Consider the following 20552-nt stretch of genomic DNA (forward strand, 5'->3'; position numbering starts at 1 on the left):
CCAGGGCCCGCCCATTCGGCGGGCCTTTAGATCACAGCCGGCGGAAGGTGACGTAATGGGGCGGGCGCCCCTCGCGCAGCGCCTTCTGCTCATAGCGGGTGCTGATCCAGTCGTCCCAGGCCCGGTCCGTATCCGCGATCATCTCGAAACCCGCCTGCGGAACCTCCTCGCGCGTCTGCCGGATATAATCGGGAATGTCGCTGGCCACCCGAAAGATGCCGCCCGACTTCATCACCCGCGCCAGCGGCAGCAGATGCTCGGGCGTGACAAAGCGGCGGCGGTGGTGACGCGCCTTGGGCCAAGGGTCGGGATACATCAGGAAGGCGCGCTCGATGCTGGCATCGGGCAGGACATCCATCAGGTCGCGCGCATCGCCGGGATGAACGCTGACATTGGCGACGCCGGCGGCCCGGATCTTGCCCAGCAGCATTGCGACGCCGTTGATGAAGGGCTCGCAGCCGATGATCCCGATCCCGGGATAGGTGCGGGCCATGTGCACCATGTGCTCGCCCCCACCGAACCCGACCTCCAGCCAGACGGGCCGGCCGTCGCCGAAGATCGCCTGCGGATCGATGGGCCGGCGTTCGGGATTTTCCTCAACGGTGATGCCGCGCGGCCGCAGATCGCCCAGATCCTCGGACAGATAGCCCTTCTGGCTCTGCCGCAGGGTCTTGCCGTGACGGCGCCCGTAGAAATTGCGCCGCGGCGGGTTCGGGTCGAAGGCGGAGGGGGGTGTATCGCTCATGCCGCCCGATTGCCGCATGTGGTGCCGGTTTTCAAGCCCCGCCGGCACCGGCCCGCCCTTGCGTCTTTGTCGCCCAGACATCCCGCGGGGGGTCCGGGGGACCCAAGGTCCCCCGGCGATTTTCGTCAGTCCGCCATCAGCCGGCTGATGATGACCGTGACCTCGGGCTTCTTGCCGATCTCTTCCATCGACACCTGGCGGGCGATCTTGCGGATCGCCTCGTCCATCTTGCCGTCGTCGCGCACCGTGCGGGCATCGGCACGTTCCAGGAACTCGGCCAGCTCGCTCTCGATCTGCCGCGCCAGATCGCCGCCGTTGCGGCCCCGCTCGGGCAGGCCCATCAGCTCGACCCAGGCGTCGGGCAGAACCTTGTCATCCTCGTCCACGATCACGCTGACCGTCGCATGGCCGTTCAGCGCCATGCGGATGCGGTCGCGCACGACCCCGTCCATCGCGCCGATCAGGCGGTTCCCGTCCAGGTACAGCCGTCCCGTCTCGACCTGGTCCACCACGCGGGCGACCTCGCCGGTGAGGTCCAGCATCGTACCGTTGGTCACGATCTCGGCCCGCATCCCCTTGGCCCGCGCCAGCAGCGCATGTTCGCGCAGGTGCAGGTGCTCGCCGTGCATCGGGATGACGGTGCGCGGCTTCAGCAGGTCATGGACCGCCTCGATGTCGGGGCGGTTGGCGTGGCCCGACACATGGTAGAGGCCGTCATCGGCGTCATAGACCTCGACGCCCTGCTCGCTCAGCGCATTCATGATCCGCCCGACCGAGCGTTCGTTGCCCGGAATGGTCTTCGAGCTGAACAGGAAGCTGTCGCCTTCCTTCAGCGACAGGCCCAGGTAGCGGCCGCGCGACAGCTGCGCGCTGGCGGCGCGGCGTTCGCCCTGGCTGCCGGTGACCAGCAGCATGACCTTGTTGCGCGGCAGCTTGGCGGCCTCTTCCGGGCCGATCGTCTCGGGGAAGTCGCTCAGGATGCCGCTGTCAAAGCCCACGCTGACCATGCGCCGCATCGCGCGGCCCAGCAGGCAGACCTTGCGGCCCGACGCCCGCGCCGCATCGGCCAGCGTCTTCAGGCGGGCGATGTTGCTGGCGAAGGTCGTCGCCACCACCATGTTCGGCTGCGCCATGACCCATTCCAGGATCGGCGTCGCCAGTACGGCCTCGGACCGGCCGGGATGGGGCGAGAAGATGTTGGTGCTGTCGCAGGCCAGGACCTTCACGCCCTCGCCCTCGGACGCGATCTCGGACAGGCCCACGGCGTCAAAAGCGTCGCCCACCACCGGCGTCACGTCCATCTTGAAGTCGCCCGTGTGCACGATCCGACCCGCGGGCGTGTCGATGATCAGCGCGCTGCTTTCCGGGATCGAATGGCTGATCGGCAGGAACTGGACCGCGAAGGGCCCGACCTGCGTCACCGCGGGGCGCGCCTCGGTGATGTTCACCGCCTCGGCGGGCAGGCCCATCTCCTCCATCTTCAGCCGCACCAGCGTGCCGGTGAAGCGCCGGGCATAGATCGGCACGTCCAGGCGCCCCCACAGATGCCCGATGGCGCCGATATGGTCCTCGTGCCCATGGGTGACGAAGATCGCCTCCAGCCGGTGGCGGTTCTGTTCCAGCCAGGTCAGGTCCGGCATGATCAGGTCGATGCCGGGGCTTCCGTCCATGTCGCCGAAGGTCACCCCCAGGTCGACCAGGATCAGCCGCTCCTTGCCGGGAAGGCCATAGCCGTAGACATAGGCGTTCATGCCAATTTCGCCCGCTCCGCCGAGCGGCAGATAGATCAGGCGTTCAGCCATTTCCCATCTCCTTGTTAAAGTCGTGAATAAGACGCAACCCGTGCATCGTCAGATCATCTTCTATCGCATCGAACAGGTCGAACCCCTGGTCGAACAATGGCGCAAGCCCGCCAGTGGCTATGACTTTCATCGGGCGGTCGCGCTCGGCGCGGATCTTTTCCACGATACCGTCGACCAACCCCACATATCCCCAGAACACGCCCGACTGGATACATGCAACCGTATTCGTGCCGATGACCTTCGTGGGCATGGTGATATCGACATGCGGCAGCGACGCGGCGCCCATGTGCAGCGCCTCCAGCGACAGGTTGACGCCGGGCGCGATGACCCCGCCGATATAGGCGCCGTCGACATCCACGACGTCGAAGGTCGTGGCGGTGCCGAAATCCACCACGATCAGGTCGGGTCCGTGCCGGTCAAACGCGCCGACCGTGTTCACCAGCCGGTCGGGACCGACGGTCGTGCCGGGGTCCACGCGCGGCGCGACCGGCAGCAGGCAGTCGGGCTTGCCCACGACCAAGGGCCGCGTGTCGAAATAGCGGTTGCACAGCACCCGCAGGTTGAAGACCACGCGCGGCGCGGTGGCGCTGATGATGCAGGCGTCGATCTGCAGCTTGAACTTTTGCACCGCGATCAGCGTGGACAGCCAGACGTAATATTCGTCGGCCGTGCGGCGGTGATCGGTGCGGATGCGCCAATGCGCCAGGAACCCGGTCCCGTCCCAGATGGAAAAGACCGTATTGGTGTTTCCGGTGTCGATGCACAGAAGCATGGGCCTCAGCCCCCGTTGAAATGGATGTCGGCGGCGGGGATGGCCTGCCGCCCCTTGGGACCGATCAGGATCAGCGCGCCGCTGTCGTCGATCCCCTCGAAGCGGCCGGTGGTCTCGGCGGTGCCGGTGCGGGCGGTGATCGTCTCACCCAGCTTTGCGGCCCGCGCCAGCCAAGCATTGCGGATCGGGCCAAAGCCATAGGCCGTCATCTGCCGGTGCCAGGCGGCGAACTCGGCCGCCACTGCGTCCAGCAGGTCGCCGGGCGTCACCTCCAGGCCCGTCTCTCCCGCCAGGCTGACGGGCCGCAGCGCGCCGGGCTCGACCTGCGCGGGATCGGGCGCGGCGGCCAGGTTGACGCCGATGCCGATGGCCAAGACCGCCACCTGCCCTCCTGCCCCCGCGCTTTCCAGAAGGATGCCCGACAGCTTGCCGCCGTTCAGCAGCACGTCATTGGGCCATTTCAGCGCCAGGTTCAGCTGCGGCCCGCACAGGCGGTGCAGCGCGTCGTGAACGGCAAGCGCGGCCACGAAGGACAGGCGTGCGGCATCTGCGGGGCCGCCGGCGGGCCGCATCACCAAGGTTGCCGCGAAATTGCCCGGCGGATCGGTCCAGGCGCGGCCGCGCCGGCCGCGCCCGGCCTCCTGCCGGCGGGCCATGATCCAGGTCGGCCCGCTGAGCGAGGGGGCCAGCCGAAACGCCTCGGCATTGGTGCTGTCCACGCGGTCGAGGACGTGGCGCGCCACGCCCTCGGGCCAGGCGACCGGTCCGGGGTTATTCAACGATGACCACGGCAGGGTCGACGATCACCACCGGATCGACCAGGGACAGGGCGGCCGTGGCCGCGGCCTCATCGACGCCCAGCATCGTCACCGCGCCCAGCAGCAGCGCCGCCGCCGGGACCATCAGCGCCGCGAACTGCATCGCGCCCATGCGGCTTTCGACGGGTTCGGATTCCGCACCGAAGAACATGTAATAGACGATGCGCAGGTAGTAGAAGGCGCCGATGACCGAGGCGATCACGCCCAGAACGGCCAGCCAGGACAGGCCCGCATCGACCGCCGCCGTCAGCACGCCGTATTTGGCGAAGAAGCCCAGGAAGGGCGGCACGCCGGCCAGGCTGAACATCAGGAACAGGACGGCAAAGCTTTTCAGCGGATCGGTCTGGGCAAAGCGGTTCAGGCTTTCCAGGTCGGTAACCGGGCGGCCGTCACGCTCCAGCGACAGGATGAAGGCGAAGGTGCCGACGTTCATGACCGCATAGATGGCCATGTACATCAGCATCGCCTGGACGCCATAGGCCGTGCCTGCGGCCAGGCCCACCAGCGCGAACCCCATATGCGCGATCGAGGAATAGGCCATCAGGCGCTTGACATTGCGCTGCCCGATGCCGGCGATCGAGCCCAGGAACATCGACAGGACCGCCAGCAGCGCGATGATCTGCGTCCACTCGCCCGGGACATTGCCGAAGGCCTCGAACATCAGCCGCGCGATCAGCGCCATCGCCGCGACCTTGGGTGCGGTCGCCATGAAGGCGGTCACCGGCGAGGGCGCGCCCTCATAGACGTCGGGCGTCCACATGTGGAAGGGCACGGCCGAGACCTTGAAGGCCAAGCCCACCAGCAGGAAGACCAGGCCGAACAGCAGGCCCATGGGCAGCCTTCCGGCCGTGACGGCCTGGATGATGCCCGCAAAGCTGGTGGTGCCCGAGAAGCCGTAGACCAGCGAGGCGCCGTAGAGCAGCAGCCCCGAGCTGAGCGCGCCCAGGACAAAATATTTGAGGCCGGCTTCCGAGGACTTGACGCTTTCCCGGCGCGAGGCGGCAAGCACGTAAAGCGCCAGCGACTGCAGCTCCAGCCCCATATAAAGCGACAGCAGGTCGCCCGCCGACACCATCACCATCATGCCAAGCGTCGAAAGCACGATCAGGATCGGGTATTCGAAGCGCATGAGCCCGTGGCGCGACAGGTAGTCCGCGCTCATCGCCAGGACGGCGGCGGCCGACAGCAGCACCGTCACCTTGGCAAAGCGCGCGAAAGCGTCGTCGATGAACATGCCGAAGAAGGCGTCCTGCTGCGGACGGTCGCCAAAGCCGACATAGATCGCCGCCACCAGCAGGGCCAGCACGCTGGCCCAGAGGATCGGCCGGGCGATCCGGTCCTTGCCGAAATAGGCGCCCGCCAACAGCGCCGCCAGCGCAAAGATCGCAAGCCACAGCTCGGGCAGAACGGTCGAAAGATCGAGCGAGGTCATCTTGCTATCCTCAATGGCTGACGCTGGCCCGGGCCAGGTCGTCGCTGGCTGCCTCGGCGGGCACCGCGTCGTGGAAGTTCACCAGCAGCGCCTCGACCGAGGGGCCGGTGATGTCGGTCACCAGGCGCGGATAGACGCCCAGGATCAGGGTCATGGCGATCAGCGGAACAAAGATCCACTTTTCGCGCGGGGTCATGTCGGTGATCGCCCGCAGGCTTTCCTTGATCAGCGCGCCCATGGTGACGCGGCGATAGAGCCAGAGCGCATAGGCCGCCGACAGGATCACACCGGTCGCCGCAACGAAGGCCACCCAGGTGTTGGCGCGGAACGCCCCCATTAGGGTCAGGAACTCGCCCACGAACCCTGACGTGCCCGGGAGGCCCACGTTCGCCATGGTGAAGAACATGAACACCAGCGCATAGACCGGCATCCGGTTCACCAGCCCGCCATATGCGTCGATTTCCCGGGTGTGCATCCGGTCATAGATGACGCCCACGCAGAGGAACAGCGCCCCTGAGATGAAGCCGTGCGACAGCATCTGGAAGATCGCCCCGTCCAGCCCCTGCTGGTTTGCGGCAAAGATCCCCATGGTAACATAGCCCATGTGGGCGACGGATGAATAGGCGATCAGCTTCTTCATGTCCGACTGCGCCAGCGCCACCAGCGAGGTATAGACGATGGCGATGGCCGACATCCACAGCACCACCCCCTGCAGCAGGTCGGCGCCCACCGGGAACATCGGCAGCGAAAAGCGCAGGAAGCCGTAGCCGCCCATCTTCAGCAGAACCGCGGCCAGCACCACCGACCCGGCGGTCGGGGCCTGGACGTGCGCGTCGGGCAGCCAGGTATGGACCGGCCACATCGGCATCTTGACCGCGAAGCTGGCAAAGAAGGCCAGGAACAGCAGCGTCTGCATGCCACCGACCACGTTAAAGCCCAGCACCTGCATGGTCTGCGACGGAAAGTCGAAGGCCAGCAGCTGCGCGATGTCGGTCGTGCCGGCGGTGCGCGCCATGGCGATCATCGCAACCAGCATCAGCACCGAGCCGATGAAGGTATAAAGGAAGAACTTGAACGAGGCATAGATGCGGTTCGCCCCGCCCCAGATGCCGATGATCAGGAACATCGGGATCAGGCCAGCCTCGAAGAACAGGTAGAAGAGGATCAGATCCAGCGCCGTGAAGACGCCGATCATCAGCCCCTCCAGCACCAGGAAGGCGATCATGTATTCCTTGACCCGGACCTTGACGTCCCAGGTGGACAGGATGGTCAGCGGCATCAGGAAGGTGGTCAGCATCACGAAGAGGATCGAGATCCCGTCCACGCCCATCTTGTAGCGCAGGCCCATGATCCAGGCATGGTCCTCGACGAACTGGAAGCCCGTGTTCGAGGCGTCGAAGCCGGCCAGCAGGAACAGCGAGATCAGGAAGGTCGCGCCCGTGGCGATCAGCGCCAGCCATTTCGCGTTCTTCTGCGAGGCGGCATCGTCGCCGCGCAGGAACAGGGCCAGGATCCCCGCCGCCACGATCGGCAGGAAGGTGATGATCGAAAGAAGGTTCGTCATGTTATTGCGCGCCCCGCATCATCACCCAGATCAGCAAGCCCACGATGCCCAGAACCATCGCGAAGGCATAGTGGAACAGAAAGCCCGACTGGACCCGACCGGCAAAGCGCGTCAGTCGCGGAATGATTCCCAGGGCCAGCCCGTTGATGGCGCCGTCGATAACCGCTCCGTCTCCGCCCGTCCACAGCTTGCGGCCCATCCAGCGGGCCGGACGCACGAACAGGGCGTCATAGGCCTGGTCGAAATACCACTTGTTCAGCAGGAACTGGTACAGTCCCTGCTGCTGGCGGGCCAGCTTGGCCGGGGCCTCGGGGTGGCGGATATACATCAGCCAGGCCAGCGACAGGCCGATCAGCATCGCGATGAAGGGCGACAGCTTGACCCAGGTCGGGACGTAGTGGGCGTCATGCATGACGTGGTTCTCGGGATGCATGAAGATCGCGCCCGGACCCACGGCGATCTCGGCCGGGTTCTCGGCCGCGCCGGCGGCGCCATGCAGCGCCTCTCCCTGCGGCTCGGCATGCTCGGCCTCGGCAACGCTGCCCTCCAGCGCGGTCTCGGTCCCGGCGACGCCGGCACCGTGATCGTCGGCCGCAGCCTCGGAATGCGCGGCCTCGATCTGCGGCAGGCCGAAGAAGCCCTGCACGCCCTCTTCCTCGAAGAAGCTGTTGTACCAGATCATCCCCGCAAAGATCGACCCGAAGGCCAGCACGACCAGCGGGATGGTCATCACGCGCGGACTTTCATGCGCGTGGTCATGCGCGTGATGGTCGCCCCTCGGCTTGCCGAAGAAGGTCATGAACATCAGCCGCCAGCTGTAGAAGCTGGTCATCAGCGCTGCCAGAACCAGCAGCCAGAAGGCATAGCCGCTGCCCGAGGCATAGGCGCTCTCGATCACCGCATCCTTGGACAGGTAGCCCGAGAAGCCGATATGGGTCAGCGGGATGCCGACGCCGGTGATGGCCAGCGTGCCGATCATCATGGCCCAGAAGGTCAGCGGGATCTTTTTCCGCAAGCCTCCATAGTTCCGCATGTCCTGTTCGTGATGCATCGCGTGGATGACCGAACCGGCCCCCAGGAACAGCATCGCCTTGAAGAAGGCATGCGTGAACAGGTGGAACATGGCCACCGAATAGACGCCGACGCCCGCGGCCACGAACATGTAGCCCAGCTGCGAACAGGTCGAATAGGCGATCACGCGCTTGATGTCGTTCTGCACCAGGCCAACCGTCGCCGCAAAGAAGGCGGTCGAAGCGCCGATGATCACGATGAACATCTTGGCTTCCGGTGCGAATTCATAGAGCGGCGACATCCGGCAGACCAGGAAGACGCCGGCGGTGACCATGGTCGCGGCATGGATCAGGGCCGACACCGGGGTCGGGCCTTCCATCGCATCGGGCAGCCAGGTGTGCAGGAACAGCTGCGCCGACTTGCCCATCGCGCCGATGAACAGCAGGACGGCCAGCACGTTCGCCGCGTTCCAGTCGCGCCACAGGAAGGTCATCTCGGTCTGGGCCAGCATCGGCACCTGGGCGAAAATCTCGTCGAACTGGATCGAGCCGGTCAGCCACCAGATCCCGAAGATCCCCAGCAGGAAGCCGAAGTCGCCGACGCGGTTCACGATGAAGGCCTTCATGGCCGCGGCACCCGCCGACTGCTTCTTGTAGTAGAAGCCGATCAGCAGATAGGAGGCGACGCCCACGCCCTCCCAGCCAAAGAACATCTGCAAGAGGTTGTCCGCCGTCACCAGCATCAGCATGGCAAAGGTGAAGAACGACAGATAGGCGAAGAAACGCGCCCGATAGGGCTCGTCGTCGCTGAAGTTCTCGTCATGCGCCATGTAGCCGAAGCTGTAGAGGTGGACCAGCGCCGAGACCGAGGTGATCACGATCAGCATGATCGCGGTCAGCCGGTCCAGCCGGATCGCCCATTCGCTGGTGAAGTCGCCCGACACCACCCAGTCCATCACCGGGATCTGGCGCAGCTGGCCGTCGAAGGTCAGGAAGATGATCCAGCTGAAGGCAGCGGCCGCGAACAGGATCGCCGTTGTCAGGATCTGCGCACCGCGCTCGCCCAGGGCGCGCCAGCCGAAGCCGGCGATCAGCGCGCCCAGCAGCGGGGCAAAGAGAATGAATTGCGCCATGGGTTCCTTACCCCTTCATCACGTTGACATCTTCCACCGCGATCGTGCCGCGGTTGCGGAAGAAGACGACCAGGATCGCCAGGCCAATGGCCGCCTCGGCGGCGGCGACGGTCAGGATGAACATTGTGAAGATCTGGCCGCCCAGATCGCCCAGATGGGCCGAGAAGGCGACGAAGTTGATATTGACCGCCAGCAGCATCAGTTCGATCGACATCAGGATGACGATGACGTTCTTGCGGTTCACGAAGATGCCGAAGATCCCGGCGACGAACAGGATCGCCCCCACGACAAGGTAATGTGTCAATCCGATCATCGTTTCTGTCCCTCCGGGTCTGTCACCCGTTGATATTCCATTGGCTGCGGCGGGGGCGTTACAGCCCCTGCCCCGGCTTGACGTCGCGCAGCTGCATGGCCTTGGCCGGATCGCGATGCATCTGCGCGATCACGTCCTGGCGCTTGACATTGGTGCGGTGCCGCATGGTCAGCGTGATTGCCCCGATCATCGCGACCAGCAGGATCAGCCCCGAGATCTGGAACGGCAGCATGTAGCGGTCATAGAGCACCAGGCCGATCGCGTTCGTGTTCAGCGCCGGCACCACTATCGGCACCGCCCGCAGCGTGGCCGACTGGTCGGCGCTTTCCCAGGCCCCAAAGGCGATCGCCAGCTGCGCCAACAGAACCAGCGCGATCAGGCCTGCCAGCGGCAGATAACGCGCGAACTCGCCCTTCAGCCCGGCAAAGTCCACGTCCAGCATCATCACCACGAACAGAAACAGCACCGCGACTGCGCCGACATAGACGATAACCAGCAGCATGGCGACGAATTCCGCCCCGACCAGGACGAAGAGGCCCGCCGCCGACAGGAAGGACAGGATCAGCCACAGCACCGAATGGACCGGGTTGCGGGCCAGGACGACCATGAAGCCCGCGACGCAGACCGAGATGGCAAACAGGTAGAAGGCAAAGGTGATCATTCGGAGCTGCTCCCCTCGGATTCGGTAAAGACGCCCTGGGCGATCTCCAGCGCCTTCTGCATTGCGGGAAGGCCGCCGAACATCCCCATCTGATAGATCACCTCGGCGATCTCGCGCGGGGTGGCGCCGGCCTCCATCGCGTGGCGGATGGTCATCCGCAGCTGCGGCTCGGCCAGGGCACCCTGCACGGTCATCGCGGCCACGGTCACCAGAAGCCGCGTCTTGGCGTCAAGCCCGTCGCGGTTGAAGGTCTTGCCGAACCACATCTCCAGCATGTCCGCCGGCATGGTCGGGAACATCTTCTCGACGGCCTTTAGGTCGAAATGCTCCAGCGCGGGGTTGAAGGCCCGCGCCATCTCCTGTCCCTGGGACAGCATCTGCTGGAACATCTTCTGGAATGCGTCGGTCATCGGTAGGGCGCGTCGATGGCAAGGTTGCGGGCGATCTGGGCTTCCCACCGGGCGCCGTTGTCCAGCAGGCGCTCCTTGTCGTAATAGAGTTCCTCCCGGGTCTCGGTCGAGAACTCGAAGTTCGGCCCCTCGACAATGGCATCGACCGGGCAGGCCTCCTGGCAGAAGCCGCAATAGATGCACTTGGTCATGTCGATGTCATAGCGCGTCGTGCGGCGCGAACCGTCGTCGCGGGGTTCGGCGTCGATGGTGATCGCCTGCGCAGGGCAGATCGCCTCGCACAGCTTGCAGGCGATGCAGCGTTCCTCGCCATTGGGATAGCGGCGCAGCGCATGCTCGCCCCGGAACCGCGGCGACAGCGGGCCCTTTTCATGCGGATAGTTGATCGTGGCCTTGGGCGCGAAGAAATAGCGCATCCCCAGCCCGAAGCCTTTGATGAAGTCCACCATCAGGAAATACTTGGTGGCACGCGCGATGTCGAAAGCCATCAGAACTGCTCTCCATGCTTGGGCGCGGCGAAGCGGTCAAAGGCCGCCACGTAGTCGCGGATCCTGGCGCTGTCGTGGGACAGCTCGGCACTGTCCAGGTTGTTGGCTAGGAAATGCGCGAACTCGGCCTTGTCGGCCTCGGTCGCGCGGGCCAGCACCTGGGCGATCTTGTTGGAATATTCCATTCGGCTCACACCCCCGCCCAACGGGCCCAGAAGCCTCCGAACACCTCGAACTTGGCAAGGAAGGCGACGATGACCACCCAGCCCAGGGACAGCGGCAGGAAGACCTTCCAGCCGACCCGCATCAGCTGGTCGTAGCGATAGCGCGGCACGATCGCCTTCACCATCGCGAACATGAAGAACCACAGGACCATCTTGAGGAACATCCAGATGGCCCCGTCCGGCAGGCCGGGGATCGGCGACAGCCAGCCGCCGAAGAACAGCAGCGTGATCAGCGCGCACATCAGCCACATGGCGATGTATTCGCCGGCCATGAACAGAAGGTAGGGGGTCGAGGAGTATTCGGTCATGAAACCGGCCACCAGCTCGGATTCGGCTTCCGGCAGGTCAAAGGGTGCGCGGTTGGTCTCGGCCAGGGCCGAGATGAAGAACAGCACCACCATCGGCAGATGCGGCAGCCAGTACCAGGACAGAATGCCCAGCCCGCGCTGCGCCTCGACGATCAGGGTCAGGTTCATCGACCCGGTCGAGATGATCACGCCGATGATGATCAGCCCCAGGCTGACCTCATAGCTGATCATCTGCGCGGCCGAGCGCAGCGAACCCAGGAACGGGAATTTCGAGTTCGACGCCCAGCCCCCCATGATCACGCCATAGACCTCCAGCGAGGAGACGGCAAAGATGAACAGGATGCCCACGTTGACATCCGCCATCACCCAGCCCGGCGCAAAGGGGATCGCCACAAAGGCCAGCAGCGCCAGCATCATCGACAGGAAGGGCGCCAGGAAGAAGACGAACTTGTCCGCCCCGGCCGGCACCACGACTTCCTTGACGACGAATTTCAGCGCATCGGCAAAGGTCTGCAACAGGCCCCAGGGGCCGACCACGTTCGGGCCGCGACGCATCTGCACGGCCGCCCAGACCTTGCGGTCGCCATAGACCATGTAGACCAGCGACAGCATCACGAAGGCGATGATCGCCAAGCCCTGCGCCAGCAGGATGATGGCGATGCCCCAGGAAGACACCCAAAAATCAGCCATGATGCCCGTTCCTCTTCCTTAGGCCGCGGGAATGCCGCGCGCCCTGCACTCGCGCAGGGTCTCTTTCGTTTCCATCACCCGCAGTCCCATCGGCTTGTCCTGCGACAAGGTGAAGGCCGCGCCGATCAGCAGCTTGCCGTCGCGCTTGGCCTGAAGGGTGCGGATGTGGCGTCCATAGGGGGCGCCGTTGTCCTTGGCCCAACCGGCCAATGCGCAGGTGGCATACGAGAAGGCGATATCCGCGTCCACCCCTTCGCGCAGATTGGCGGTCACCTCGACCAGATCGGCCTTGGATCCCTCGCTCAGCGTCTGCACCTTGACGGCGATGAACTGCGCGGGGTCGATCTCGACCTCCGGGCGCATCGCCGGCAGGGCCGGCTGCGTGCGGGCGGCGAATGCCTCCAGCGCCTTTTCCTGCGCCGTCTTCTCGCGCGGGCCGGGGGCCACGGGCAGGCCGGGCAGCTTCAGGTCCAGGTTGCTGTTCAGCGCGGCCAGGTCGGCCTCGGTCACGGCAAAGGCGTCGCGGCCACCCGGGCTGTCCAGGTCCATCGTTGTGACGGTGCCGTCCGCCTCCAGGATCAGGATCTCGCCGGACTTGGTCGAGATGCGGGCCCGGCTCAGCGTGCCCGTCGCGCCGGTCTTGCCGGGGGCCAGGCTCACCGACAGCTGCTCGGGCTTGCCGCGGGGACGGTCCGCCTCGCGCTCCGTCTGCATGCAGCCGGAGAGCAGCAGTGCCGCCCCCAGAAGGATCGTCATTCCCGTTCGACGCTGTGACAAGGCCGCCATGTTTCCCTACTCCGCTGCAAGTGCCGGCGCCTGGCGCGCCGCTGCCATCCGGGACAGTTCGCCCATCAGCGGCGAACAGCGCGCGATGGGGTTGGTCAGGTAAAAGTCGCGGATCGGGTTGACGAAGCTGGCACTCCCCAAGTCCCGCATCGGCAGGGGCTGCCAGTCGCTTTCGACGATCTGGTCGACGCGCGCCAGATGCGGCACGGCCTCGACCAGCTTGCGGCGCAGCTGCGTCAGGCTGTCCCAGGGCAGCGTCTGCCCCAGTTCCGCCGACAGCGCGCGCAGGATCGCCCAGTTCTCCTTGGCCTCGCCCGGCGCAAAGTTCGCGCGCATGGCCAGCTGCGGACGGCCCTCGGTGTTCACGAACAGGCCCATCTCCTCGGTATAGCAGGCGGCGGGCAGGATGATGTCGGCGCGATGGGCGCCGCGGTCGCCGTGGCTGCCCTGATAGATCACCGTGGCGCCGGGCGAAATCTCGACCTCGTCGGCGCCCAGGTTGAAGATCACCTGCGCCCCCTCGATCGCAGCCGGCAGCCCGCCCTCCGTCACCGCGCCCACGTCCATGGCGCCCACGCGGGACGCGGCCGTGTGCAGCACCAGAAGCCGCGCACCGGTCGCCTCGGCCAGGGCCTGGGCATGGGCCAGCACGGCCTCGCCATCGGCCTCGCGCAAGGCGCCCTGCCCCAGGATCACCAGGCCCGGCCCTTCGCTGGGCTGGGCGTCGCGCAACAGTTGCGCCAGCGCCGCACGGTCGGTGCCGGCATGAGCATAATCATAGGTCAGGTCGACCGCCTCGCCGACCAGCGTCACTTGCGCGCCGCGTGTCCAGGCCCGGCGGATGCGGGCGTTCAGGACCGGCGCCTCGTCGCGCGGATTGGTGCCGATCAGCACGATCGTCCCGGCGGTGTCGACATCCGCGATCACCGCATTGCCGACATAGCCCGACCGGTTGCCTGCCGGCAGGCGCGTCCCGTCGGTGCGGCACTCCACATGACCGCCCAGCCCCTCGACCAGCGTCTTCAGGCTGAAGGCTGCCTCGACCGAGGCAAGATCGCCCACCAGGCCCGCGACCTGGGCGCCCGTCATCGCGCGGGCGACGGCAGACAGCGCCTCGGGCCAGGTGGCCGGGCGCAGCTTGCCGTTCTCGCGCAGATAGGGCCGGTCCAGCCGCTGGCGGCGCAGCCCGTCCCAGACAAAGCGCGTCTTGTCGCTGATCCATTCCTCGTTCACGCCGTCATGGTTGCGCGGCAGGATGCGCATGACCTCGCGCCCCTTGGTGTCCACGCGGATCGCGCTGCCCAGGGCGTCCATCACGTCGATGCTCTCGGTCTTCGACAGCTCCCAGGGCCGGGCGGTGAAGGCATAGGGCTTGCTGACCAGCGCCCCCACCGGGCACAGGTCGATGATGTTGCCCTGCAGGTTCGAGGCCAGCGTCTGGTTCAGATAGCTGGTGATCTCGCTGTCCTCGCCGCGGCCGGTCTGGCCCATCTGGCTGATGCCCGCGACCTCGCTGGTAAAGCGCACGCAGCGGGTGCAGCTGATGCAGCGGGTCATGTGGGTTTCGACCAGCGGCCCCAGGTTCAGCTCCTCGGCGGCACGCTTCGGCTCGCGATAGCGGCTGAAATCGACGCCATAGGCCATCGCCTGGTCCTGCAGGTCGCATTCGCCGCCCTGGTCGCAGATCGGGCAGTCCAGCGGATGGTTGATCAGCAGGAATTCCATCACGCCCTCGCGGGCCTTCTTGACCATCGGGCTGTTGGTGCGGATCTCGGACGGCGCGCCCTCGGGCCCCGGACGCAGATCCTTGACCTGCATCGCACAGGAGGCGGCGGGCTTGGGCGGGCCGCCCACCACCTCGACCAGGCACATGCGGCAGTTGCCGGCGATCGACAGCCGTTCGTGATAGCAGAATCGCGGGATCTCGACCCCGGCCTGCTCGCAGGCCTGGATGAGCGTCAGGTTGGGATCGACCTCGATTTCCCTGCCGTCGATCTTGATTGTCCGCAATTCGGCCATGATTCCATCCTTACCTGGCACTCAGCAGCGATCCCGCGACCGTCTGCCGTGCGATTTCGTCCCGGCCGAGGCGGCAGAACGTGTCGGGCTGGCCATTCACCACGCCCCGTTCCACCATGTATCGGTCGGCTTGTTCATAAATGCGACGCCGGTCCGCCCGGCTGTCGAGAAAGGCGTCGATCTGGCTCTCGCTGTAGCCCTGCTTCAGCGCATGACGCTTCAGCGCCCGCGCCTCGGAAAAGGCCCGGATCAGCCGGGCATCGATCGTGGGGCAGCCGCGCCGCACCAGGTCGGCCACGCGGGCCTGCACCAGCCGGTCGTTCACATAGGCGTTCTGCGACAGCGGCTCCAGCGCGGCGGCGGGGGTGGCGGCCAGCAGGGCGGCGGCGATCAGGGGGCGAAACATGGCAAGGTCCTTTCGATGGTCACGTGTCCCCACATAACCACCGGCCCGGCCCTTCGCCCGACACGAGCGCGTGCGCCGCGCGTGATGTCCCGCCGTTCCGGTCATTCCGCCGCCAGCGCCCCCATGCGTCCCGTCTTCTTGGCCTTCAGCCGGTCCTCGATCTCTCCGCGGAAGTTGCGGATCAGGCCCTGGATCGGCCAGGCCGCCGCGTCGCCCAGGGCGCAGATCGTGTGACCCTCGACCTGCTTGGTGACGTCCAGCAGCATGTCGATCTCCTCGACCTCGGCCTCGCCGGACACCAGCCGCTCCATCACCCGCATCATCCAGCCGGTGCCCTCGCGGCAGGGCGTGCACTGGCCGCAGCTCTCGTGCTTGAAGAACTTGGACAGCCGCCAGACCGCCTTGATGACGTCGGTGTCCTGGTCCATCACGATCATGCAGGCGGTGCCAAAGGACGACCGCAGCTCGCGCATGCCGTCATAATCCATGATCGCGCCTTCGCATTGCTCGGCCGTCAGGATCGGACAGGAGGCGCCGCCGGGGATCACCGCCTTGAGGTTCTTCCAGCCGCCGCGCACGCCGCCGCCATGCTTCTCGATCAGATCCTTCATCGGGATCGACATGGCCTCCTCGACCACGCAGGGCGTGTTCAGGTGGCCGGTCAGGCCGAACAGCTTGACGCCCGCGTTGTTCGGGCGGCCAAAACCCGCGAACCATTCCGGCCCGCGCCGCAGGATGGTCGGCACCACCGCGATGGATTCGACATTGTTCACCGTCGTCGGGCAGCCATAGAGGCCCGCACCCGCCGGGAAGGGCGGCTTCATGCGCGGCATGCCCTTCTTGCCTTCCAGGCTTTCCAGCAGCGCGGTTTCCTCGCCGCAGATATAGGCGCCGGCGCCATGATGCAGGTACAGGTCGAAATCCCAGCCCGATCCGGCCGCATTGCGCCCCACCAGGCCCGCGTCATAGCATTCGTCGATCGCCGCCTGCAGCGCCTCTTTTTCGCGGATGTATTCGCCGCGCAGGTAGATGTAGCAGGCATGGGCGTTCATCGCGAAGCTGGCGATCAGCGCGCCCTCGATCAGCGTGTGCGGATCATGGCGCATGATCTCGCGGTCCTTGCAGGTCGCCGGTTCGGATTCGTCGGCGTTGATCACCAGATAGCTGGGCCGCCCGTCCGATTCCTTGGGCATGAAGGACCATTTCAGGCCCGTGGGAAAGCCTGCGCCGCCCCGGCCGCGCAGCCCCGAGGCCTTCATCTGCTCGATGATCTTGTCGCGCCCGCGCCCGATGATCTCGGCGGTCCCGTCCCAGTGGCCGCGCTTCTTCACGCCGGCCAGGCTGCGATCGCCCATCCCGTAGAGGTTGGTGAAAATGCGATCCTGATCTTTCAGCATCCGTAAGGTCCTCTCATCCGGGCGTCACGCATTCCTGCGCCGCCAGATACGCCAGGTCACGATCAGCGACCAGACAAAAGCGCCGATGGCGGCCAGGTCTGCCAGAAAGGCCCACCGCGCCGCCCACCCATATTCCAGCCCGATCGCCTGAAGGGCGAGCCAGAGCAGCATGGTCACCGCGATCACGATCGCGACCAGCCGCATCTGGCGGGCATCCTGCGAAGGGTCCGCCATCACGCACCCTCCCTGTCCATGGCAACCAGGTCCCGCGCCTGGCCGATCCAGTCATCCCCGCGGATGCGCGAGGCCGCGCGACCGATCCGGGCGGCCACCTCCTCGATCCGCGCCTCGTCCCAGGCCGCGATCTGGGACAGCCGCGTCACCCCCGCCGCATGCAGCGCCGCCTCGACCTTGGGCCCGATGCCCTTGATGCGGCGCAGATCGTCCCGGGGCTCCGGGGCCGCGTCCTGCCGATCAGCCTCGGCAATAATCGCCCGGATCACAGGAGACCTGAAGGACCGGCTGGCCACGGGAACTGCGGGAACCGCGGCATTCGCGGGAACCGGAGACCAGTGATCCGCGTCCATCGGCGGTGTCCCCTCGTGAACCAGCCAATGCAGCAGCGTGCCCATCAGCACGCCCGCCACCAAGCCCAGGAACAGCGCCGCCAGCCAGCCGACCGCGCCAAAGAGGCCAAGCCCCAGTATCACAAGCGCCGCAACCACGACGCCGGTCTTTCCGCTAGAGCTTTGCATCGCGCCCGGCATTCACTGCTCCGTTCCCGCAGGCCACCGGCCCGCTGCCCGATCAGTCCTTCTTCACATCCGCTTCTTCGCCCCGCACCCCGGCAGGCTCGCGCGCCGACACGGGACGCGCGGCGGAACTGGCCTGCGCCTCCTGCTCGGTGACGCCGGTCTTGTCCACCGGATCGCCCTCCGACGGCCGCGGCTCGGTCTCGGGGGCGGTGTCGCGCCCGCTCCGGTCATCCGCCGCCGCCTCGGGCTGCGGGCGGTCGCGCCATTTGGTCAGGATCGGCACCTCGGTCCCGTCGATCCGCTTCAGCGTCTCGCCCAGCTCGGTGGCCAACTGCACGCTGGCATTCATCGCGCTGTGGCCCTGGGCATCCGCCAGGCTGGTCAGCCCCACGGCGGGCTCGGAGGCAAAGCGGCCGGTCTGCGATCCGGGCTGGGGCACCTCGCCGGCCGACATGCGGTCGATCAGCACCTCCAGCGTCTCGGGCGTCAGGTCCTCATAGTAATCCTTGCCGATCTGGGCCATCGGCGCGTTGGCGCAGGCGCCCAGGCACTCGACCTCTTCCCAGCTGAACTTTCCATCCGCCGACAGCGTGTGCGGCGTCGGCGCGATCTTGCGCTTGCAGACCTCGATCAGCGCCTCGGCGCCGCAGATCATGCAGGTCGTGGTCCCGCAGATCTGGATATTTGCAACCCGCCCAACAGGTTGCAGCTGGAACATGAAGTAGAATGTCGCTACTTCCAGCGCCCGGATATAGGCCATGCCCAGCAGCTCGGCGCAGTATTCGATCGCCGGCCGCGACAGCCAGCCCTCCTGCTCCTGCGCGCGCCACAGGACCGGGATGATCGCCGACTGCTGGCGACCTTCCGGGTATTTGGTCATCTGCGCCCGCGCCCATTCCAGGTTGGCGGGGGTGAATTCGAAACTGTCCGGCTGGACGGGGTGAAGGCGGCGCAGCATCAGCGGTCAACCTCTCCGAACACGATGTCTTGGGTGGCGATCAGGGCCGGGACGTCGGCCAGCAGATGGCCCTTGGACATCCAGTCCATGGATTGCAGATGCAGGAAGCCCGGCGCGCGCAGCTTGGCGCGATAGGGCTTGTTGGTGCCGTCGCTGACCAGATAGACGCCGAACTCGCCCTTGGGCGCCTCGACCGCGGCATAGACCTCTCCTGCCGGAACGCGGAAGCCCTCGGTATACAGCTTGAAGTGGTGGATCAGGCTTTCCATGTCACGCTTCATCTCGCCGCGCTTGGGCGGGGTCAGCTTGCCCCGCGCCAGCACGTCGCCCGCGGGCTCGGCGCGTAGCTTGTGGATTGCCTGGCGCATGATGCTGGTCGACTCGCGCATCTCCTGCATGCGGACCAGGAAACGGTCATAGCAGTCGCCGTTCGTGCCCACCGGGATCTTGAAGTCGAACTCGTCATAGCATTCGTAGGGCTGGCTGCGGCGCAGGTCCCAGGCCATGCCCGAACCGCGCACCATCACGCCGGAAAAGCCCCAGTCCAGCGCGTCCTGCTCGCTGACCACGCCGATGCTGACCAGCCGCTGCTTGAAGATGCGGTTCTCGGTCAGCAGCGTGTCCAGGTCGTCCAGCACCTTGGGGAACTGGTCGCACCAGGCCTCGATGTCGTTCAGCAGGTCGGGCGGCAGGTCCTGGTGGACGCCGCCGGGCCGGAAATAGGCCGCGTGCAGGCGCGCGCCCGAGGCGCGCTCGTAAAAGATCATCAGCTGCTCGCGCGCCTCGAAGCCCCACAGCGGCGGCGTCAGCGCGCCCACGTCCAGCGCCCCCGTGGTCAGGCCCAGCAGGTGGTTCAGGATGCGGCCGATCTCGGAATACAGGACCCGGATCAGGCTGGCGCGGCGCGGGATCACCGTGCCGGTCAGGCGCTCGATCGCCAGGCACCAGGCATGTTCCTGGTTCATCGGCGAGACATAGTCCAGCCGGTCGAAATAGGGCAGGTTCTGCAGATAGGTGCGGCTTTCCATCAGCTTCTCGGTGCCGCGATGCAGCAGCCCGATATGCGGGTCGGCCCGTTCCACGATCTCGCCGTCCAGCTCCAGCACCATGCGCAAAACACCATGCGCGGCAGGGTGTTGCGGGCCAAAGTTGATGTTGAAGTTGCGGATGCGCTGTTCGCCGGTCAGCTGGTCCTGGCTGCCGTCGTCATACTGGTTGGTGCGGATATCGCCGTCCATGGCCTTACCCCTTTGTCTTTTCGTCGCCCGGCAGCGCGTATTGCACGCCTTCCCAGGGCGAGAGGAAGTCGAACTGGCGGTATTCCTGCACCAGGCTCACAGGCTCGTAGATCACCCGCTTCTCGGCATCGTCGTAACGCACCTCGACATAGCCGGTGGTCGGGAAATCCTTGCGCAGCGGATGGCCGGAAAAGCCGTAATCGGTCAAGATGCGCCGCATGTCGGGATGGCCGGTGAACAGGATCCCGAACATGTCGAAGATCTCGCGCTCGAACCAGTTGGCCGAGGGGTGGATCCCCGTCAGCGTCGGCAGCATCTCGTCCTCGCGGATCGCGACCTTCACCCGGATGCGGTGGTTCTGGTACATCGACAGAAAGTGCCAGACCACGTCAAAGCGCTGCGTCCGCGACGGATAATCCACCGCCGTGATGTCGACCAGCGTCGAGAAGCGGCAGGAACTGTCGCTGCGCAGGAACTCGATCAGGTCCAAGATGCCCGCCGCGGTGGCGGTCACGGTCAGCTCGTCATGGACAACCGTGGCATCGACCACCTCGTTGGGGCGGCGCAGCTTGACATGCTCGGCCAGCTGGCTCAGCGCGTCGAGATCGGGATAGACGGCCATC

General features: G+C 66.1%; 22 protein-coding genes. All 22 read right to left on the reverse strand.

Features of this window, described 5'->3' with window-relative positions:
- Window positions 1-31: 31 nt before the first annotated feature.
- Window positions 32-745 (reverse strand): tRNA (guanine(46)-N(7))-methyltransferase TrmB, encoded by a 714-nt coding sequence (gene trmB, locus ACZ2G3_RS10250; RefSeq protein WP_470395778.1) that lies wholly within the window; start codon window positions 743-745, stop codon window positions 32-34.
- 125 nt (window positions 746-870) lie between these two features.
- Window positions 871-2547, reverse strand: coding sequence for a ribonuclease J (locus ACZ2G3_RS10255; protein ID WP_470395779.1), 1677 nt, complete (start codon window positions 2545-2547; stop codon window positions 871-873).
- Complete coding sequence (locus ACZ2G3_RS10260) at window positions 2540-3319, reverse strand: type III pantothenate kinase (RefSeq protein ID WP_470395781.1); 780 nt, start codon at window positions 3317-3319, stop codon at window positions 2540-2542. The genes ACZ2G3_RS10255 and ACZ2G3_RS10260 overlap by 8 nt, the downstream gene beginning before the upstream one ends.
- A 5-nt stretch (window positions 3320-3324) precedes the next feature.
- Complete coding sequence (locus tag ACZ2G3_RS10265; RefSeq protein WP_470395782.1) at window positions 3325-4098, reverse strand: biotin--[acetyl-CoA-carboxylase] ligase; 774 nt, start codon at window positions 4096-4098, stop codon at window positions 3325-3327.
- The gene (gene nuoN, locus ACZ2G3_RS10270; RefSeq protein WP_470395783.1) at window positions 4091-5569 is read right to left on the reverse strand and encodes an NADH-quinone oxidoreductase subunit NuoN; all 1479 of its coding nucleotides are present in this window, start codon (window positions 5567-5569) and stop codon (window positions 4091-4093) included. Before nuoN ends, ACZ2G3_RS10265 begins: the two co-directional genes overlap by 8 nt.
- A gap of 10 nt (window positions 5570-5579) precedes the next feature.
- Window positions 5580-7133: an NADH-quinone oxidoreductase subunit M gene (locus ACZ2G3_RS10275; RefSeq protein ID WP_470395785.1), complete on the reverse strand. Its 1554-nt coding sequence runs from the start codon at window positions 7131-7133 to the stop codon at window positions 5580-5582.
- Between the two features lies 1 nt (window position 7134).
- The gene (nuoL, locus tag ACZ2G3_RS10280; RefSeq protein ID WP_470395787.1) at window positions 7135-9276 is read right to left on the reverse strand and encodes an NADH-quinone oxidoreductase subunit L; all 2142 of its coding nucleotides are present in this window, start codon (window positions 9274-9276) and stop codon (window positions 7135-7137) included.
- Window positions 9277-9283: 7 nt separating this feature from the next.
- Entirely contained in the window at window positions 9284-9589 is a 306-nt protein-coding gene (gene nuoK, locus ACZ2G3_RS10285) for an NADH-quinone oxidoreductase subunit NuoK (RefSeq protein ID WP_042248542.1), read from the reverse strand.
- Between the two features lie 58 nt (window positions 9590-9647).
- Window positions 9648-10250, reverse strand: coding sequence for an NADH-quinone oxidoreductase subunit J (locus ACZ2G3_RS10290; protein WP_470395789.1), 603 nt, complete (start codon window positions 10248-10250; stop codon window positions 9648-9650).
- Window positions 10247-10660 (reverse strand): carboxymuconolactone decarboxylase family protein, encoded by a 414-nt coding sequence (locus ACZ2G3_RS10295; protein ID WP_111298601.1) that lies wholly within the window; start codon window positions 10658-10660, stop codon window positions 10247-10249. Before ACZ2G3_RS10295 ends, ACZ2G3_RS10290 begins: the two co-directional genes overlap by 4 nt.
- Entirely contained in the window at window positions 10657-11148 is a 492-nt protein-coding gene (gene nuoI / locus ACZ2G3_RS10300; protein WP_111298600.1) for an NADH-quinone oxidoreductase subunit NuoI, read from the reverse strand. Before nuoI ends, ACZ2G3_RS10295 begins: the two co-directional genes overlap by 4 nt.
- Window positions 11148-11333, reverse strand: coding sequence for a hypothetical protein (locus ACZ2G3_RS10305; RefSeq protein ID WP_470395790.1), 186 nt, complete (start codon window positions 11331-11333; stop codon window positions 11148-11150). Before ACZ2G3_RS10305 ends, nuoI begins: the two co-directional genes overlap by 1 nt.
- 5 nt (window positions 11334-11338) lie before the next feature.
- Window positions 11339-12370, reverse strand: coding sequence for an NADH-quinone oxidoreductase subunit NuoH (gene nuoH, locus ACZ2G3_RS10310; RefSeq protein ID WP_419267971.1), 1032 nt, complete (start codon window positions 12368-12370; stop codon window positions 11339-11341).
- 18 nt (window positions 12371-12388) lie between these two features.
- The gene (locus ACZ2G3_RS10315) at window positions 12389-13126 is read right to left on the reverse strand and encodes a hypothetical protein (protein WP_470395792.1); all 738 of its coding nucleotides are present in this window, start codon (window positions 13124-13126) and stop codon (window positions 12389-12391) included.
- Between the two features lie 36 nt (window positions 13127-13162).
- Window positions 13163-15175 (reverse strand): NADH-quinone oxidoreductase subunit NuoG, encoded by a 2013-nt coding sequence (gene nuoG, locus ACZ2G3_RS10320; protein ID WP_470395794.1) that lies wholly within the window; start codon window positions 15173-15175, stop codon window positions 13163-13165.
- Between the two features lie 10 nt (window positions 15176-15185).
- Window positions 15186-15581 (reverse strand): DUF5333 domain-containing protein, encoded by a 396-nt coding sequence (locus ACZ2G3_RS10325; RefSeq protein ID WP_470395795.1) that lies wholly within the window; start codon window positions 15579-15581, stop codon window positions 15186-15188.
- A 101-nt stretch (window positions 15582-15682) separates the two neighbouring features.
- The gene (gene nuoF, locus ACZ2G3_RS10330; protein ID WP_419267967.1) at window positions 15683-16978 is read right to left on the reverse strand and encodes an NADH-quinone oxidoreductase subunit NuoF; all 1296 of its coding nucleotides are present in this window, start codon (window positions 16976-16978) and stop codon (window positions 15683-15685) included.
- Window positions 16979-17002: 24 nt separating this feature from the next.
- On the reverse strand, window positions 17003-17212 hold the full coding sequence (locus ACZ2G3_RS10335) for a DUF5337 domain-containing protein (protein ID WP_470395797.1): 210 nt from the start codon (window positions 17210-17212) through the stop codon (window positions 17003-17005).
- Window positions 17212-17745, reverse strand: coding sequence for a hypothetical protein (locus tag ACZ2G3_RS10340; RefSeq protein ID WP_470395798.1), 534 nt, complete (start codon window positions 17743-17745; stop codon window positions 17212-17214). The genes ACZ2G3_RS10335 and ACZ2G3_RS10340 overlap by 1 nt, the downstream gene beginning before the upstream one ends.
- A 40-nt stretch (window positions 17746-17785) precedes the next feature.
- Entirely contained in the window at window positions 17786-18691 is a 906-nt protein-coding gene (gene nuoE, locus ACZ2G3_RS10345) for an NADH-quinone oxidoreductase subunit NuoE (RefSeq protein WP_419267964.1), read from the reverse strand.
- A complete protein-coding gene (locus ACZ2G3_RS10350; protein ID WP_419267963.1) occupies window positions 18691-19929 on the reverse strand; it encodes an NADH-quinone oxidoreductase subunit D in 1239 nt (412 codons plus the stop codon). Before ACZ2G3_RS10350 ends, nuoE begins: the two co-directional genes overlap by 1 nt.
- Before the next feature lie 4 nt (window positions 19930-19933).
- Window positions 19934-20551 (reverse strand): NADH-quinone oxidoreductase subunit C, encoded by a 618-nt coding sequence (locus ACZ2G3_RS10355; RefSeq protein WP_470395799.1) that lies wholly within the window; start codon window positions 20549-20551, stop codon window positions 19934-19936.
- Window position 20552 lies beyond the last annotated feature (1 nt).

This window comes from Paracoccus sp. KKT209 (assembly GCF_055635455.1).

Coding starts and splice junctions, on each gene's coding strand:
- trmB (WP_470395778.1), bottom strand. CDS start 745: ATGAGCGATACACCCCCCTCCGCCTTCGACCCGAACCCGCCGCGGCGC.
- ACZ2G3_RS10255 (WP_470395779.1), bottom strand. CDS start 2,547: ATGGCTGAACGCCTGATCTATCTGCCGCTCGGCGGAGCGGGCGAAATT.
- ACZ2G3_RS10260 (WP_470395781.1), bottom strand. CDS start 3,319: ATGCTTCTGTGCATCGACACCGGAAACACCAATACGGTCTTTTCCATC.
- nuoN (WP_470395783.1), bottom strand. CDS start 5,569: ATGACCTCGCTCGATCTTTCGACCGTTCTGCCCGAGCTGTGGCTTGCG.
- ACZ2G3_RS10275 (WP_470395785.1), bottom strand. CDS start 7,133: ATGACGAACCTTCTTTCGATCATCACCTTCCTGCCGATCGTGGCGGCG.
- nuoL (WP_470395787.1), bottom strand. CDS start 9,276: ATGGCGCAATTCATTCTCTTTGCCCCGCTGCTGGGCGCGCTGATCGCC.
- nuoK (WP_042248542.1), bottom strand. CDS start 9,589: ATGATCGGATTGACACATTACCTTGTCGTGGGGGCGATCCTGTTCGTC.
- ACZ2G3_RS10290 (WP_470395789.1), bottom strand. CDS start 10,250: ATGATCACCTTTGCCTTCTACCTGTTTGCCATCTCGGTCTGCGTCGCG.
- ACZ2G3_RS10295 (WP_111298601.1), bottom strand. CDS start 10,660: ATGACCGACGCATTCCAGAAGATGTTCCAGCAGATGCTGTCCCAGGGA.
- nuoI (WP_111298600.1), bottom strand. CDS start 11,148: ATGGCTTTCGACATCGCGCGTGCCACCAAGTATTTCCTGATGGTGGAC.
- ACZ2G3_RS10305 (WP_470395790.1), bottom strand. CDS start 11,333: ATGGAATATTCCAACAAGATCGCCCAGGTGCTGGCCCGCGCGACCGAG.
- nuoH (WP_419267971.1), bottom strand. CDS start 12,370: ATGGCTGATTTTTGGGTGTCTTCCTGGGGCATCGCCATCATCCTGCTG.
- ACZ2G3_RS10315 (WP_470395792.1), bottom strand. CDS start 13,126: ATGACGATCCTTCTGGGGGCGGCACTGCTGCTCTCCGGCTGCATGCAG.
- nuoG (WP_470395794.1), bottom strand. CDS start 15,175: ATGGCCGAATTGCGGACAATCAAGATCGACGGCAGGGAAATCGAGGTC.
- ACZ2G3_RS10325 (WP_470395795.1), bottom strand. CDS start 15,581: ATGTTTCGCCCCCTGATCGCCGCCGCCCTGCTGGCCGCCACCCCCGCC.
- nuoF (WP_419267967.1), bottom strand. CDS start 16,978: ATGCTGAAAGATCAGGATCGCATTTTCACCAACCTCTACGGGATGGGC.
- ACZ2G3_RS10335 (WP_470395797.1), bottom strand. CDS start 17,212: ATGGCGGACCCTTCGCAGGATGCCCGCCAGATGCGGCTGGTCGCGATC.
- ACZ2G3_RS10340 (WP_470395798.1), bottom strand. CDS start 17,745: ATGCCGGGCGCGATGCAAAGCTCTAGCGGAAAGACCGGCGTCGTGGTT.
- nuoE (WP_419267964.1), bottom strand. CDS start 18,691: ATGCTGCGCCGCCTTCACCCCGTCCAGCCGGACAGTTTCGAATTCACC.
- ACZ2G3_RS10350 (WP_419267963.1), bottom strand. CDS start 19,929: ATGGACGGCGATATCCGCACCAACCAGTATGACGACGGCAGCCAGGAC.
- ACZ2G3_RS10355 (WP_470395799.1), bottom strand. CDS start 20,551: ATGGCCGTCTATCCCGATCTCGACGCGCTGAGCCAGCTGGCCGAGCAT.